Genomic DNA, 16998 nt, shown 5'->3' on the forward strand with positions numbered 1-16998 from the left:
TATGAATCATTCCGACAGTAGGCAAGAAATATCCCTCGGCGTCAGGGGCATGACGTGCGCTTCTTGCGTACGTCGGGTCGAGAATGTCCTGAAAAAGCAGCCGGGGGTGGTGGATGCCACGGTCAATCTGGCTACAGAGAAGGTTCTGATCACTCCCGGCACACCCGTTGAATTGGCAGATATTATCAACGCAGTCTCCGATGCTGGATACACTCCGGTTACCGCAGAGACTGAGCTACTGGTCACTGACATGAGCTGCGCTTCCTGCGTAAGGCGTATCGAATCAACACTCACCGCTATCCCCGGGGTACTCTCCGCCAGCGCCAATCTCGCGACGGGCAAGGTCAATGTCAGTTTTCTCCCCGAAATGACTAATGAAGCGCGCCTGCGCAAGTCGATTTTCGGCATTGGCTACCACCTCAAGGATAAGGACACGACGAAGGCGGGCGGCAATGATATCAACGATCATCTCCTTGAAGATGAGATGAGATCGTTGAAAATGGAAGTCACCACAGCAGCGAGCTTTACCATTCCCCTGGCATTTATCGCCATGGGACCCATGATATTCCCGGGCCTCGATGAGGCCCGACATATGGATAACCTTGGCGGCAGCATCATTAACTGGATTCAACTGATGCTGGCGACGACAGTACAGTTCCTCGCCGGCCGAAGATTTTACCGGCAGGGTTGGGCGGAGCTGAAACATATCAATCCCGGAATGAGCTCACTGGTCATGCTGGGTTCATCCGCGGCCTGGATCTATTCCACGCTGGTGTTGTTGACACCGGATATATTTCCTTCTGGCACCCGGCATCTGTACTTTGAGGCATCTGCAGTGATCATAACCCTCGTACTGTTCGGCCGGTTCCTGGAAACCAAGGCCAAGGGCAAGGCATCAGACGCAATCAGGAAACTTGCGCAACTTCAGAGCAAGAAGGCACTGGTACTCCGCGATGGCCAGCAAGTCGAAATTGCCATCGACGCAGTTATCAAAGGGGATCAAATCCTGATACGTCCAGGCGAACGCATTCCCGTCGACGGGGTGATAGAAAGCGGGTGGAGCTACGTCGATGAATCGATGATCACTGGCGAGCCGATACCGGCCGAGAAACATGTCGGCAGCGAAGTCGTCGGTGGCACAATTAATAAGACGGGCTCCTTCACGTTCACGGCGACCCGTATCGGCGCGGAAACCACGCTCGCCCGCATCATTAAACTGGTTGAGCAGGCGCAGTCGTCCAAGCCACCTATCCAGCAATTGGCTGACAAAATAGCCGGAATCTTTGTCCCGACCGTGCTAGCAATATCAGCCGTGGTTTTTCTTGTCTGGCTCTCCATCGGACCGCAGCCTTCCTTGAATTATGCCTTTGTCTCCGCAATAAGCGTTTTGCTTATCGCATGCCCCTGTGCTATGGGCCTGGCTACTCCTACCGCGATCATGGTCGGCACCGGAAAGGCTGCGGAACTCGGGATTCTTTTTCGCAAGGGAACCGCGATGGAAACCCTTGCCGGCATTGATGTCATGCTCATGGACAAGACCGGAACCCTAACCAGGGGACAACCGGAATTGACTGATATTCTCGCCATCGACACCGATGAGGAGAATCTGCTCATGCTTGTCGCGGCGGCGGAATCCCATAGCGAACACCCGCTTGCCTACGCCGTCATTTCCGAAGCGAAGAAACGCGGAATCCTCTTCCCGCAGCCCGATTCATTTACCGCGCAACCTGGATTCGGCATAGCGGCAGGCGTAGCCGGCAAATTGGTTCAAATCGGGGCTGAACGCTACATGGAACTGATTGGCGTCCCTTGCAACTCCGCGCAAATGGCCGACGAATGGTCTGCACAAGGGAAAACACCGCTGTACATCGCCATAGACGGACGACTCTCCGGAGTCTTTGCCGTCGCGGACCCGCTCAAAGCCGGCAGCCCTGAGGCCATCGAGGCTATTCACGCCATGGGTATACAGACCGCCATGATTACTGGCGATAATCAACTCGCCGCCAGTGCCATTGGAAGACAAGTGGGAATTCAGCGCATCCTGGCGGAAGTCCCCCCGGATCGCAAGGCGCAAGAAGTACGACGGCTGCAATCCGATGGGCATCGTGTAGCGTTCGTCGGGGATGGAATCAATGACGCGCCGGCACTTGCCCAAGCGGACATCGGCATCGCGATAGGGACGGGAACCGATGTGGCTATTGAAACGGGAGAAACCATCCTGATGAGTGGCGATCCGCGCGCAATCGCTAATGCCGTAGCCCTCTCGCGCCGGACTCTGCGCACAATTCGCCTGAATCTGTTCTGGGCATACGCCTATAATGCAGCCTTGATTCCAGTCGCGGCAGGGGCCTTATATCCGGTCGCTGGCCAACTGCTCAATCCCATGCTAGCTGCCGCGGCGATGAGCTTCTCCAGCCTGCTCGTTATCAGCAACAGCCTGAGACTGCGGAGCTTCAAACCAACCCTGGCGATTCACTGAGAGGGCTTCTCAGGCAGGGAACCGGCGTCCACGGGTCCCGGACGATCAACCACACGCCACGACTACCCTAACACCAGCCTCACTCACCGCTTATGATCGTGGCCATGGGAATGGCCATGCTGGTGGTCATGATCGTGGTCGTGTTGGTGATCGTGATCGTGATCGTGGTGATGGTGATGACCATGATCATGTGTGTGATGCTCATGCTCGTCCCTATGGGAGTGAGGTACAGCTATATGATCATGGGGGTCCGCGTGAGAATGCGCATCCACCTCATGGAAATGTGACTCATCGACTTTTTCATGCAAATGTTCATGGCCGTGTTCATGTGCATGTAGATGCACGTGGATATGCGCATCGGATCCATGGACATGACGATGGGCATGGAGGAATTTCCCGATGATATTGCGGTGTTCCTCGTCCATCTCTTGTTCTGCCAGGATATCATGCAGAAGCTCATGGGTCATAAGCGCGAGAGGCATCTCGAGTTTGTTCTTCTCGAGCAGGCCCCGATCATAGAGGATCTCCTGAGTCAGGCCATCGCTTTCAATGCGGCCGTCCGTGAGCAACAGGCAACGGCTGCATACTTCAAGGGCGATATCGAGATCATGTGTACACAACAGCAGGGTTTTATCCGTGTTCTTGAGCCAATTGATAAGATTTCTGCGATTCATCGGATCCATATTGGTCGACGGCTCATCAAACACGAGGATCTCGGGCTGATAGGATAATACCGTTGCCAGAGCCAGTCGTTTGCGCTCGCCGAAAGAGAGATGAAACGAGGAACGCTCCTCGAATCCTTCCAAGCCCACCACGGACAATGCCTCCTGGACACGCAAGGCGATCTCGTGTTCCGGCAAGCCGAGATTCAAGGGGCCAAATGCGACGTCATCGTATACCGTCGGACAAAAGAGCTGGTCATCGGGATCCTGAAACACAATCCCGATCTTGCGGCGGATTTCTTTCAGATTGTCCTTGCTGACCGTTAGCCCGTCGATGACGATACGTCCCGAACTGGCCAATTGCACCCCGTTCAGATGGCTCATCAGGGTGGACTTCCCCGCGCCATTCGGACCAATCAAAGCGATCTTCTCGCCCTTTCTGATCCGAAAGGAAATCCCTTTCAGGACTTTATGCCCATCCGGGTAGGCAAAGTGCACATTATCGGCTTCAATCAGGACGCGTTCTGACATCCTATCCTCACAAAATAAAAATGGATGAGCTTGTTATGCTAATACCAGCCCCGTTCAGCGACCTTGAAGATCCCACCATAATCCGAAAGCAGCAAGACCAATGACAATCCTACCACAATCAATCCCTTGAGAACGTCCGGGAAAGAGGAATGGAACTTGACCATGGAGTGCAATTCACCCTGATAGCCTTTGGATAACATGGCCTTATACACCCGATCCGTACGTTCAAAGCTGCGCACCAGCAAGGTCCCGATGAAATTCCCGTAAATCCGCAATGTCTGAGCATTAGCGCCCGCGACAAAACCGCGGGAATGCATCGAGGTATGCATGCGATGCATCTCTTCCAAAAAGACATGTGTATAACGGTACGTGAACAGCAGCATCTGAACGAAGATCTTGGGGCATTTCAATTTTTGCAGCGCGATCATCGAGACATCAAATCTGCTTGACCCGAAGATGGAGAATGAAATGAGAACGATCGCCAGGGCTTTCGTGAAGATCAGCGTCGCATATCTCAAGCCTTCCCATGCGAATGGAAGGCCCAAGACGTGGAATGCTGCCTCACCCGGATAGCTAAAGGGCATGATAAAAAAGAACGGGACGAGGAAAACCAGGATGAACGATAAGCCATTCGAGATAAAATGCAGCGGCAAGGCGCTCATCCCGATGACAATCGCAGCGATGATCAGCGCGACAAAGGCCATGGGTATGGTTTTTAGTAGCGCGATGGAAATTATCAGTACCCCCAGGGAAAAAACCTTGAAGCGGGGGTCCCAACGACTGATCGATGAATCAATACTTGAGTATCGATCTATATCTAAGGCCATATGATCCCCGGAGAAAAGTCAGGATATGGAAGCGCGGATTCTTCAGGTCGCCGCATCCGGACCAGCCGAAGCGCTCTGAGCTAACCGTTGACCGGCCAGGATATCGGGTTTGACACGACTCAAGAACTCGGCACAGGCACCCACGACACCCGCCTCAATAATCATGATCGGAATATGCGCTAACAGCACCGCACCCGCCACCGCGTGGAAAGCCTCGCCGGTGGTCGCCAGCGCCAGCGCAAGAATAATGCCGGAAACTCCAACTGCAGTGGCTCCCGCCAGCGCCCCGAAGATGAATTCCCTGCGCTTGAATGAAAAGCGATAACGTTGTTGCCATACGATATAGGCAACCAACGCTCCTCCACCCATCATCAGGCTGTTCACGCCGATGACGGTAACTCCGCCATGACCGAACAGGATGGCCTGTAACACCAGACCGACCAAGACTGCGGGAAAGGCCCGCCAGCCCAAGATCACGCCCACCAACCCGTTCAGGATCAAATGCACGCTGGTTACCCCGATGGGTACATGGATCAGGGACGAAACGAAGAACACTGAGGTAATCACGGAGATCTTGGGAATTTCCTCCAGGTCCATCTTGCGCATGGTAGCTGCGGCAAGCACAGCGGTACCGACAAATCCGGTGATCAATACCGGGGCGCTCAATACACCTTCTGAAATATGCATAGGATCCTGCCAGTGCCGTGGTGAAGGTTGGATTCTGAGTCTATCGGCAACTCCAGTGTGAAACGGAGGAAAAATTTACTTCGCTGCAGTTGAAGACGAAGACCGGGAGCCAGTCCCGTCCAGCATCTTCCGGGCCTTGACGTAGAACAATATCCCAACAATGCCGAAGATAAAGCCTATGCCACCAACGATGTTCGCGAATCCCGCGCGCTCCTTCAGCTCTTCGATCGCTCGCATCAGGGGCAGATTGGCCTCCGCAACCGCCTTGCGAACCACCGCCTCGCTGGCGCTCACGGATCCGGGTGGTGACGGGGCAGCCTCCTCCGTCGCCGCTTCACCTATAACGGGTGCCTCGTTGTGACCCTCCGATGTCTTCGAATCCGCCTCCGAAACAACAGTCGGGCTGACCCCGCTCAGCTCATCGCGCGAAATGAGGAATTCCGCGCGATGCCCCATCCCGGCATTGAGAACGATACGGAGATCCGTGATCTTTGGGATATCGAAAGAAAACTTCCCATTATGGTCCGTCAAACCCTTGACTAGAACGTTCTTGTCGGGATCGGTAACGATGACATCGCAGTTCATCGGCTTGTTGCCATCAGCAAAATACCCTTCCATCATGACCTTGTTGCCCTCGACATAGGCAAACATGTTCACCTTGTGCGCATAGGCATGACTGGAGGCCAGACTGAGGATAAAAATCCCGGAAAGCACCAACAGGAAGCGGAGATCAAATGAACTGAAGGACGCGCCCAGTTGCCGGGGCGCGTCATCGACTCCTGCTCCTTTCATCGGATCGGTGAAAGTAGACATGAGAACCTCATACGACATGTGAGAATTATTACATAAAACCTACTTCATGTCATGGGCGCGAACCCACAGCACGGCACCGATCTCGATCGGATAGTCCTTGCCGTCATGCTTCATGGTATTCTCATCTTCGTTCAGCGCAGCAAAGCCCCACCAGCCGGCCCGAGGCATCGCATAGGTGAACACACCGTTGGCATCTGCCTTGACCACCTGGGTAATCATGGGATCGGCCTCCACCTTGAGCTTGCCATCCTTATTGTAGTACTCGACCTCTACCTCGGTGAAGGGAACCGGCTTCCCGTTGACCTTGACGACGCCCTGGAATACGTTACCGGCGTAGATGCCGTATGGACGTGTCAGGGGGGATATCTCGGTCTTGAGCCCGACCTCATCACCCCAGCCTTCCTCTAATCCGAAGGCATTTACCACGACCTTGGTGTAGTGAATGATGAATGACTCCTCGGCCGGCTCCCAGTAAGGCTTTGGCTCGATATAGAAAGTATGGTCGCCGGGGGACTTCAGTGCGTAGGACGCCTTGAATCCGTCATGCGACTCGCCGTCCAGTCCTTTGTATTTGGTTGCCTTCAGGCTATCCAGCAGATTTTTTTTCTCGCCGCCGACAAGCACACCGAACTGGGCGGGCTTGACCATGTCCATCCCATGACCTTCAAAGGGATGCCAGAACATCACGTCGATATCCAGGTTGCGATTTTCATCCTGGCGAACCATGTCGTCCGACGGAATGATCATTTGAAAGTGAGCAGAGGCCGTACCGACAACCCCTATAGCCACCAAACCGCCCATGAAAAGGCTCAATTTCATTTTTTTATCTCTCATTAGAGTGTGCTCCTGAATAGAAGGATTTTTGATTACTGGATCTGCAGCGCGTGGATCTTGGTCCGTGATGGTATATTTAACAACGGCCCAACTCTATGGTTTTATTGATAAAGCCTGAGGATATGAAGTAATCCGTATTATTTACGGATAACATTTAATATTTTAACCGCTATAAATCACCAGTCAAGCTGTATTTGGTTATGCACTTCCGAGAACCAAGGAAAAATTGAGGAAGGAAGAGACTTCGCCCGCTATAAGGGGGCGAAGTCACAAGATAAAAATATCAGCGTAAGCTTACGCTGATTTACGTACCACCCGCTTGGCGACTCCGGGGTCATCCGAGTTTTTCTCGACCCAGTGCTTCTTTCCTTCAGTGGTAACTTCACACTTCCAGAACGGGGCGCTCTCTTTCAGATAATTGATGATATAACGGCAGGCATCGAACGAATCCTTGCGGTGCGCGGACCAGACCGCCACCAGGACAATCGGGTCAGTGGGTACCATTTCACCAACTCGGTGCACAACCAGACAGTCCATCACATCCCACTCGTGCATCGCTTCCTGACAAACCCGCTCGATATGGTGCTCGGTCATTCCCGGGTAGTAGTCGAGATTCATCGCCCGGACATCCTGCCCGTCGTTGAAATCGCGCATCGTGCCGACAAAGGAAACTACACCGCCGTGTTTACCGGGAGGCAAGGCGGTTGCTTCATAATCAGAGATCTCTTTGTACGGATCCAAGACGTCTTTGGTTATAAAAACCTTCATACATCATCCTCCCGTAACCGGTGGGAAAAACGCGACTTCATCACCACTCTTGAGTTCATGAGCCGCATCTGTGTATTCCATGTTCACAGCGACCAGAATAGTTTCCGGCAAAGGGGTATTCGAAACCTTTTTCCACAGATCCGCCACCGTTACCTTGCCCTGATCAATGCTGACCTTGTCTTCCGAGCGTCCCATGCGGTCACGCAGGCTCGCAAAATACCGTACCTTCAGATCCATATCGATACCCCTAATTCATAAATCGATTTGAGTAACAGGAAGCCGTCTGTCAGGCATTGGCCGAACGACGCCAATGGCCCGATTTGCCACCGGATTTCTCCAGCAGCCCAACCTCTGAAATCACCATTCCACGATCCACCGCTTTGCACATGTCATAGATGGTCAGAAGGGCGACCTGAACCGCAGTCAAAGTCTCCATCTCGACACCAGTTTGCCCGCCACAACGGACAACAGCCTTGCAATACACCGCGTTCTTCTCGGGTTCCGGCACAAGTTCGACATCTACCGCCGTGATCAGGATGGGGTGGCAGAGGGGGATAAGATCGGGCGTCTTCTTTGCCCCCATGATGCCTGCGACGCGTGCGATACCCAGTACGTCTCCCTTCTTGTGGGACCCTTCCATGATCTTCTTCAGGGTCTCTGGCTGCATGTAGATACGACCTTCGGCAACACCCTCCCTGACTGTGACGTTCTTGTTTCCCACATCGACCATGTGGGCCTCGCCGCTGGCGTTAAAGTGTGTCAGATCGTTATAGCTCATGGCTGTCTTTCTTCCCTCGTTTTCGATGTCTACGCTACAGTGTGTTCTGCCGACCAGAAAACTAGCCGCCAATTTGTGTCATGCTGGCCCGTGAACGCGAAATATCCGAAACGTTGATCTTTGCCGCAACACTTGCCGCCTTTTTCGCTTCGAACCCGTCTTTATGCTTCTCGTCGAACGCCTTGCGGAACAGCGCTACCACATCATCATCGGAGGCGCCATTGCGGATCAGGTCTTTCAATAGATACGGCTCTTCCGAATAGAGGCAATTCATGATGCTTCCGTCCGCGGTGACACGAATACGTGAACAGTTGCCGCAAAGGCTGCGGGTAAATGCCGGGATGACCGCGATTTTTCCCGCATACCCAGGGACCTGGTATACATGATGCTCTGTTCTGGTGCCGCTCGAAGGCTGAAGCCCGTTCCCCTTGTAGTAGGTTTCGATCTGTCCGCATAGATCAGCAGCGCTGGCAAAATGCTCGCCCGACTCCCAAATCTGATGGGCATCGAAGGGCATGAATTCGATAAAGCGCACCGTGATCGGACGATCTTTGGTCAGTTCGCAGAAGGGGATAAGTTCATCCTCATTGAAACCACGCATCAGCACAACGTTGACCTTGACTCTCGGAAAGCCCAGTTCAACGGCAAGATCGATACTCTCCAGCACTTTCTCAAGACCGGAACGCCGCGTGATTGATTCAAACTTATCGGCCTGCAGGGAATCGAGACTGATATTGACCCCCGTCAAACCAGCATTACGCAGATCTTTCGCATACTTGGGGAACAAGAGCCCATTCGTCGTCAAATGTACCGCCTTGACACCCGGGGTTTTGACTGTGCGCGCCACGATATCCACGATATCCGGACGGACAGTGGGTTCACCACCGGTGTAGCGGATCTTCCTGACACCCATGCGCGCCAACACCTCGACAACGCGCAGAATCTCATCCGTGCGAAGCACCATATCCTTTTCTTTAAACTTCACGCCCTCTTCCGGCATGCAGTAAGTGCAGCGCAGATTGCATTGCTCGATGACAGCGATACGCACATAGTCGAATGTGCGGCCATGGCGATCTTGGAGAGGAGGAAGCGGATTCAGAGGCGGATTTTCTTGTGGTAACGATGCAGGCTCACCGGCGAATGCCCCATACGACTTTTTCTGGTTCAGAGAGTTGTTGAGCATACCTATATCTCCTCGACGGCTTTTGCTTATTTTGGAGTATCCAAACAGTTTTATCGTCTGTCATTCACCTTAAAGCACTGAAATCAGGAGCACTGGTCGCATACTCCTGGATGGCATCCGCAAGCGTTATTCTAAAATCCGTCCCTGAGTAGTTCGAAAAACGTTGAATACCGTGTCTGTTACAACAGACAACAGAGCCATCCTTGACGAGGTGAGTGGGGCAGGTCGAAGCACTGACGGCCAATATGCGCCCCATGTTGCATGCCCTTGCATAGCGAGATCCTCGAATCAGGTACAATTAACGCGGTTACACCCGCTGTGCGCGCCTGCTTCGACAGACCTGTAAGACTTGTAAAAGAATAACATAAATTTACATAATACGAAATTCTGGGTCAGAACCGTGCGCCCGGTTTTGGCATACATTAAACCCCGGCATTAACCTTCCATATCGCAACAAATTCATACAAATAATCTAAAAAATAGGAATAACTGCGGTTTTGGTTTTTCTGGCTTGAGTTAGTATTATCGGACCAACGCACGAGATCTTTTGTATGACCATCTAAAAGAACTTAAACCGTCACATTCATCCGAGACGACCTGTAATTCTTAACACTCCGGAATTGAAGTCGCCTCCATCCCTCGACGAGAACCCCACATGAAAAAATCAGTTGCATATCACCAAGGCAAATGGGAAGCCAAACCGTCTCTCCCGACCGCCCGCTCACACTGCCCCACGGCCAGCTATGGTGACAAGATCTATGGATTTGGAGGCGGTGGACCGAACTTCAAAAGCCAGAACTCCGTCATCATCTTTGATCCCAAGACAAACACTTGGGAAAGAGGCGCCGACATGCCCAGCCTGCGCTCCGGCGCGATTGCCACTACGGTAGGTGATGCCATCTATATCATCGGTGGCGGCTTCAAACAGGAAAATGGAACCTTCCGATTCCTCAGAACAACTGAGATTTATCATCCTGACACCAATGCGTGGGAGTTGGGCCCGGACATGATCATGCCGCATGATTATCCGGCGGGAGCCCTGCTCGACAACCACATTTATATACTTGGGGGTCACCACCCGGACGCCACCCTATCGGGACCCAAAACCGATCCTGGCTTTGATTTCTGCGAACGGCTGGATCTGCGTACCGGCAAATGGGAGCAGATTGCCTCACTGCCCACCCCAAGATTTGCCCTTGATGCTGTCGTTGTAAATGACCGTATCATGACGATGGGGGGGGTCGCCTTCACGCCGCAGGGTTTCAACAATTTTGATCACATCGAGACCTACGATCCCTCCACCGGCAAATGGTCGCGCGAGGAAATGACCCTGCCATGGACTGCGGCGGGAGCATCCGCATGCCAGGTCGCCGATCACCTCTTCATTTTCGGTGGATATAGCGGTGACGGAATCAGCGATCACTGCGCCTGTTACGATTTCTCGCAAAATGAATGGCGGATGATGCCGCCGATACCCCAGCCACTCGCAGCCACCGGGATAGGCGTCATCAATAACTCCATATATCTGCTGGGCGGCTGGGCTGACGACGGGCGCACTCCGCAGTCTTGTTGTTATGCTTACACATTCGCCTGATACGATTGACCTGCCGCGGCGAACCCGTGCGTGGACGACAAGCAATTAGAACGCTACAGTCGACATATCCTGCTACCGGAGATTGATCTCTCCGGGCAGGAAAAACTGATCGCTTCCAAGGTGTTGCTTGTCGGACTCGGGGGTTTGGGCTCGCCGACTGCGTTGTACCTTGCCGCCAGCGGGATCGGTGAGATCATCATCAACGATCATGACACCGTTGATCTCGGCAATCTACAGAGGCAAATCGTTCATACCACGCTCGATCAGAACCGGCAGAAAACGGAATCCGCGCGCGAACACCTGCATGCAATCAATCCTGGCATCGACATCCATACAATCGAACGCCGATTAACCGCTGCCGAACTCGCGCAGTATGCCGACCGCGTCGATGTGGTCATCGATGCCAGTGACAATTTCACTACCCGTTACGCTATCAACCGCGCCTGCGTTGATACGCGGACCCCCCTTGTGTGGGGAGCCGCCACCCGCTTCGATGGCCAGGCAACGACCTTCAGGAACGATCACGAAGAGGGGCCTTGCCTGAATTGCCTCTACCCGCATCGGACAGCCCGAGATGGCATGGATTCATGCAGTGAAATCGGGGTATTTGCCCCACTGACAGGTATTATCGGCAGCATCATGGCCGCCGAAGCATTGAAACTTCTGGTCGGAACAGGACTCACGCTTCAGGGTCGGCTGTTACAAATTAACGCCGCCACCCTGGAATGTCGGCAATCCCGATTCACCAGGGACCCTCTGTGCGAAAGCTGTACACCCGCTGTAGCCCCGCTAATCCGGGCTGAAATGCAGTAATCCAGTTAACTCTCATAACCGAAAGGTCGATACCCTGCTATCGGGGAACCCGGTGTCCTGATGCGAACCTGATCCGTTTGAGTTATAATTTTGACGCTGCATCAGGCATAAACCCGACTTAGAACCGTCACATACGGGTCCATACGTATCGTATTGCATTGCATTCCCGGTTCGATCCCATCAATCACGGGCTGGAGGTTTAGATGAAGGCCAAAGATCGAAGACTTGCAGAACTTCGCGACGCTATCCCGGAAGTATCCCCCGAAGAAGCCCTTACTCTTAGCCGAAACGGCGCCGCCCTCGTAGACGTGCGTGATACGGAGGAAGTGGCCCAAGGTAGCCCGGTCGGCGCCTACCGTCTCGGGCGGGGTTTTCTGGAATTGAGAATCGAGGATATGATCCCCGATCTGGATCGGACCATGCTCGTCATGTGCGCGGGCGGGGTTCGCTCCCTGTTCGCGGCAGAGTCCCTTAAGCGCCTTGGCTACAAGGATGTCCGTTCCGTCGGAGGCGGCTTCAGCCGCTGGAAAAATCTGGGGCAGCCATTCGAAATCCCACGCATTCTGGACACCGAGGCGCGCGAGCGCTATTCGCGCCATTTACTGATGCCTGATGTCGGCGAAGCCGGTCAGCTCAAACTGCTCGATAGCAAAGTATTGCTGATTGGCGCGGGAGGGCTCGGCTCGCCCGCGGCGTACTATCTTGCTGCGGCCGGCGTCGGCACTATCGGCCTGGTCGACCACGATGTCGTCGACCGCAGCAACCTGCAAAGGCAAATCCTGCACACCGATGCCCGCGTCGGCATGCCAAAGGTCGAATCAGCCCGCGTTGCGCTTGAGGCACTGAACCCCGGGATCGAAGTCATCGGCTACCGGACCCATCTCGACAGCAGCAACGTGGAGGAAATCCTGTCCGGATACGATGTGGTCGTTGACGGGACCGATAACCTGGCCACCCGCTTCCTGATCAATGACGCATGCGTCAAGCTGGGCAAGCCAAATGTCCATGCGGCAGTCTATCGATTTGAAGGGCAAATTACCGTTTTCTGGCCCGCGTACGATAAACAGCACGGCAATTGTTATCGGTGCATGTTCCCCGAACCACCGCCGCCGGAATTCGCTCCGTCATGCGCAGAGGCGGGCGTACTCGGAGTCATGCCGGGTATCTTCGGTCTGCTCCAGGCAATCGAGGCGATCAAAATACTACTCGACCTCGGCGACCCGCTGGTCGGCCGCATGTTGCATTACGATGCCCTGTCGGGCCGGTTTACAGAGCTCAAGGTCAAGAAGAACCCCAAATGCCGGTATTGCAGTGAGGGCGCCGTCTTCCCCGGATACCAGGACTACGCGGAGGTATGCGCTTCTAACGCCTGAAATGCGAAGGGCCGGGACCATGTCTGTAACCGGTCCCGGCCCGACCCTTAACGAAAGAACCAGGGCTTTATGAGGCAAAGCCCGAGGCCATGTGATCGAGCCCCTCGCCTCCTTCCATAATTTTCGCCGTTATCGTCATAGCCTGATACTCGCCTATTCCAAGAACATCAAGCAATGCCGGTGGCACCTGGGTGTCCACGGCATCGCCGATGCCGTATCCCTTCAGCAACCTGTCCGCGAGGAAGACCAACTGGGGATAGACAGCATGGATCTCCAGGTAATTCTCGTTGTGATGTTCGCGAACCGCAATCACGATCTCTTCAGGCAACTGCCACGCCTCCATCAGCCAGGCCCCGATCATACCGTGATCCGTGCCCAACACCCGCTGCTCGATCAGTTCGACGGGCTTGTCTGGATATTTACTGATGAATTTATTAAGAATCAGAAATTCCTGTTTAAAAAGGTGGCCCAGCAGCAAATGTCCGAAATTGTGCAAAAGCCCGGCAAGATACGCCATGCCTGCCGGGGGGCGCATCTCCTTCGGCACCGCACTGCTCAGGGCCTGCACCAAGGCCGCGCTGTACACTGCATGGCGCCAGAAGGCATCGAGTCCGAGCGGCACATTTCGGGCTACCTTGAACGGCCGCGCCGCGGTCGCGCCCAAAGCGAGATTCATAACCGTATTAAACCCAAGCACCCGGGTTATAGCAGTATGTACCGAATCAACCTTTCCCTGATAACTGAAAAACGGGGAACTGGCATAACGCATCACTTGGGACGCAAGACTGGGGTCCAGCTCGACGACCTCCACCAGCTCCTTGACGTCGGCATCGGGCTTCGCGCTCAGACGCAGAATCTTCTGCGTCATCTCCGGCATCGGCGGCAGCTTTTCCAACCGCCTGATACGAGCCCGAATGTCCAACAACGGCTCGTTATCTCTCGCTGGAACGGAATTGGATGGCACGGATTGCGTGCTATCCGCTGGCCTCACTCGTGCGGTAGGCATGCTCATATCGCCCCTTCCTCCAGGCATTCCTGATTCGAAAATTCTTCCGGCATTGAGCCCTCTAGCCTGTATCGCATCAACGTTGGCACACAAAATTCTATAGGAGAGTATCGGTTAAAGAGCGCGTGAAATCCAAAATCATTCTGTGATTTTTGATCCGGGTCGCGACTTGCATGAGATCCCTGTCACAAAGCCGCACGGGAAATCGCGGACCCTTGCACGGCACATCCCCGTATTCGACGCATGACAGTTTGACACCCCACACCAAATCATAAAAAATAACTGCCGAATCAATAATAAATTTCAGGCAGACAATAAGTTAACAATATCTCCAGGCGCCGGATTCAACTTCTTATCCAGCTCAGAGCAATGCTACGACCACAACCTTAATCATGTATCGAGCCCGGTGTACCAAAGAGCTCATGCGCTCATCGCCCCATGCGCGCAAAACGTTTTCCACCCGGATTTGCCTCCTGCTTCTTGTAACGCTGATCCCGGCATTATGCGACGCGGCTGCAGATGAAGATCAGTGGTCACTCTGCAGGCCACGCAGCGATATCGCATTACCATCCGATGTCCCCGACGCACGGGATGATGACGCCACCGTCATCACCGCCGACGAAGCCGAGACGCCGGACCGCGACACCGTGATTCTGCACGGGGACATTCATGCCAGACAGGCCGACCAGTATCTGCGTGCCGATTCGGCAATTTATCACAGGAGTGCGGACCAACTGCACGCGGACGGAAATATCCAATACTTCAGGCAAGATCTGGCCATCAGAGGCGCAGAGGCGGAAGTATCCCTCGACAGAAACACGGGAATCATCAATGAAGCCAGCTATGATCTTTCTTCAAGACATGCCCGTGGCACTGCAACATCGGCAACGATAGAGAGCAGAAATATCACTGTTCTACACGGGGTCACATACACGACTTGTGACATCGGAGATGATGCCTGGCTGCTCAGATCCAGCACGTTGCGCCTGAACCAGGAAGACGGCATAGGGACCGCGAAAAACATCCGCCTTTCATTCATGCGTGTTCCGTTTTTCTATTTTCCTTATCTCAGCTTTCCAATCGACGAGCGGAGAAAAACCGGATTCCTCCCGCCCAGCTACGCCCATTCGGATGATAATGGAACGGAAGTCAGCCTGCCATTTTACATAAATATCGCGCCGCAATTCGATGCCACGCTGGAACCGCGGTTCATATCCAAACGCGGGACCATGATAAAAAGCGAGGCGCGTTATTTGAACACGATCGGTCGCGGCCAGCTCGGCCTGGAGTATCTCCCCGACGACAACATCGCCAACAGGAATCGCAATCTCGTCAACTTTCAGGATAGATCGCGCTACACTAGCCAACTCAGCTCGAGCGTCAGCTTCGCCCACGTATCGGACACTGGATATTTTCGTGATCTTGGCAACAGCCTGAGTCTGTCCAGCATTACTCATCTGCGTCAGATAGCAAGCCTCGACTATCAGAGCGACATCTGGACCTCCAGCCTTCGACTGGAAAACTACCAAACAATAGACGACACCATCTCCGAGAATAGCCGGCCATATCAGCGCCTGCCTCAGATTTTTCTCGGAACCACGCGACCGGATGAGGACGGCACACTCAATTACAACTTTTCCGGCGAATATGTTGATTTCAGACATGACACCCGGATTTCAGGCAGCAGGATCGACCTGATGCCAAGCATCGATTACCCGCTCCGATCACCTGCCACGTTTGTCACACCGGCGATCAGTTTGCGGCATACGCAATATTCCCTTAACGAGGACAGCATATCGGGCGAAACCCATATCAGCCGGACTGTTCCTTCATTCACTATGGACAGTGGAATCTTTCTCGAAAGAGACACCCGCTGGGGCATAACGCCGATGATACATACGCTCGAACCCAGACTGTTCTACCTTTACAGTCCGTTTCGTGACCAGGCGGATATCCCGCTGTTCGACACCGCCCTGCCTGATTTCAGCTACAGCCAACTGTTTCGTGACAACAGATTCACCGGCAGCGACCGGATCGGAGATGCCGACCAACTGACCCTGGCCCTGACCACGCGCTTCTTCGAGAAGGAAACGGGCAAGGAACGGTTGCGCGCCAGCATAGGCCACATCCTGTATTTCGAGGATCGCGAGGTCAGCCTGAACAATCAACCAGAAGAGAACAAAACATCGGATCTCGTGGCGGAATCGGTCGCATCACTCTTACCGAACCTCGACACCAGACTCGACGTGCGCTGGGACGAGGAATCTCACGAAATCGACAAGGGAAGCATCCAGCTGCAATACACGCCAGACTCACGCAGTATTTTCAATATTGCCTATCGCTACCGGGACCCGACCATAAGGCAGTCCGACATTTCTTTACTCTGGCCTGTGGGCAGGCGCTGGAATATCATAGGCCGCTACAATTATTCCCTGCTGGATCACCGGGCTCTGGAAACTTTGGCCGGACTGGAATATCAAAGCTGCTGCTGGCGCACCCAAATTGTCAACCGCCGCTACGTCAATGACGACCTGGGTGAAACCAGGAAGAACCTTTATATTCAATTTGAGCTGAAGGGGTTGACCAGCATTGGCAACAGCCTCGAAAGCGTATTGGAACAGGGCATCCTAGGATATGAAAAATAGAATAT

The 16998-nt window shown here is 53.8% G+C and carries 15 protein-coding genes; 5 read left to right on the forward strand and 10 right to left on the reverse strand.

The annotated features are described in order from the left end of the window. Position 1 precedes the first annotated feature (1 nt). The gene (locus IPM20_08315; protein MBK9131617.1) at positions 2-2479 is read left to right on the forward strand and encodes a copper-translocating P-type ATPase; all 2478 of its coding nucleotides are present in this window, start codon (positions 2-4) and stop codon (positions 2477-2479) included. Between the two features lie 83 nt (positions 2480-2562). Here the strand turns inward: IPM20_08315 and IPM20_08320 are convergent, their stop codons facing one another. The 9 genes from IPM20_08320 to moaA all read right to left on the reverse strand — a co-directional run bounded on the left by IPM20_08320 (position 2563) and on the right by moaA (position 9562). Next, the gene (locus tag IPM20_08320) at positions 2563-3672 is read right to left on the reverse strand and encodes an ABC transporter ATP-binding protein (GenBank protein MBK9131618.1); all 1110 of its coding nucleotides are present in this window, start codon (positions 3670-3672) and stop codon (positions 2563-2565) included. Between the two features lie 38 nt (positions 3673-3710). After that, positions 3711-4499 (reverse strand): cobalt ECF transporter T component CbiQ, encoded by a 789-nt coding sequence (cbiQ, locus tag IPM20_08325; GenBank protein MBK9131619.1) that lies wholly within the window; start codon positions 4497-4499, stop codon positions 3711-3713. 42 nt (positions 4500-4541) lie between these two features. After that, on the reverse strand, positions 4542-5186 hold the full coding sequence (gene cbiM, locus IPM20_08330; protein MBK9131620.1) for a cobalt transporter CbiM: 645 nt from the start codon (positions 5184-5186) through the stop codon (positions 4542-4544). Positions 5187-5261: 75 nt separating this feature from the next. After that, positions 5262-5999 carry a hypothetical protein gene (locus IPM20_08335; protein ID MBK9131621.1) on the reverse strand — a complete coding sequence of 246 codons (738 nt, stop codon included), beginning with the start codon at positions 5997-5999 and terminating at the stop codon, positions 5262-5264. Between the two features lie 39 nt (positions 6000-6038). After that, on the reverse strand, positions 6039-6833 hold the full coding sequence (locus tag IPM20_08340) for a DUF4198 domain-containing protein (protein MBK9131622.1): 795 nt from the start codon (positions 6831-6833) through the stop codon (positions 6039-6041). A 294-nt stretch (positions 6834-7127) separates the two neighbouring features. Continuing rightward, positions 7128-7601 carry a molybdenum cofactor biosynthesis protein MoaE gene (locus tag IPM20_08345; protein ID MBK9131623.1) on the reverse strand — a complete coding sequence of 158 codons (474 nt, stop codon included), beginning with the start codon at positions 7599-7601 and terminating at the stop codon, positions 7128-7130. Positions 7602-7604: 3 nt separating this feature from the next. Then, positions 7605-7838 carry a molybdopterin converting factor subunit 1 gene (gene moaD, locus IPM20_08350; protein MBK9131624.1) on the reverse strand — a complete coding sequence of 78 codons (234 nt, stop codon included), beginning with the start codon at positions 7836-7838 and terminating at the stop codon, positions 7605-7607. Between the two features lie 49 nt (positions 7839-7887). Continuing rightward, a complete protein-coding gene (gene moaC, locus IPM20_08355) occupies positions 7888-8379 on the reverse strand; it encodes a cyclic pyranopterin monophosphate synthase MoaC (protein MBK9131625.1) in 492 nt (163 codons plus the stop codon). A 61-nt stretch (positions 8380-8440) separates the two neighbouring features. Continuing rightward, positions 8441-9562, reverse strand: a complete 1122-nt coding sequence (moaA, locus tag IPM20_08360; GenBank protein ID MBK9131626.1) for a GTP 3',8-cyclase MoaA — start codon at positions 9560-9562, stop codon at positions 8441-8443. A 655-nt stretch (positions 9563-10217) separates the two neighbouring features. Here moaA and IPM20_08365 point away from each other — a divergent pair. From IPM20_08365 to moeB, 3 genes are all read left to right on the forward strand, one after another. Next, positions 10218-11156 (forward strand): hypothetical protein, encoded by a 939-nt coding sequence (locus IPM20_08365; protein MBK9131627.1) that lies wholly within the window; start codon positions 10218-10220, stop codon positions 11154-11156. A gap of 30 nt (positions 11157-11186) precedes the next feature. Then, a complete protein-coding gene (locus IPM20_08370; GenBank protein ID MBK9131628.1) occupies positions 11187-11969 on the forward strand; it encodes a HesA/MoeB/ThiF family protein in 783 nt (260 codons plus the stop codon). Between the two features lie 203 nt (positions 11970-12172). Continuing rightward, positions 12173-13342 (forward strand): molybdopterin-synthase adenylyltransferase MoeB, encoded by a 1170-nt coding sequence (gene moeB / locus IPM20_08375; GenBank protein ID MBK9131629.1) that lies wholly within the window; start codon positions 12173-12175, stop codon positions 13340-13342. A gap of 67 nt (positions 13343-13409) precedes the next feature. Here moeB and IPM20_08380 read toward each other — a convergent pair whose 3' ends face one another. Continuing rightward, the gene (locus tag IPM20_08380) at positions 13410-14210 is read right to left on the reverse strand and encodes an HDOD domain-containing protein (protein ID MBK9131630.1); all 801 of its coding nucleotides are present in this window, start codon (positions 14208-14210) and stop codon (positions 13410-13412) included. A 560-nt stretch (positions 14211-14770) separates the two neighbouring features. Here IPM20_08380 and lptD point away from each other — a divergent pair. Continuing rightward, complete coding sequence (lptD, locus tag IPM20_08385; protein MBK9131631.1) at positions 14771-16993, forward strand: LPS assembly protein LptD; 2223 nt, start codon at positions 14771-14773, stop codon at positions 16991-16993. The last annotated feature ends 5 nt before the right edge of the window (positions 16994-16998 follow it).

Source organism: Gammaproteobacteria bacterium, from assembly GCA_016716465.1.
Lineage (GTDB): Bacteria > Pseudomonadota > Gammaproteobacteria > SZUA-140 > SZUA-140 > JADJWH01.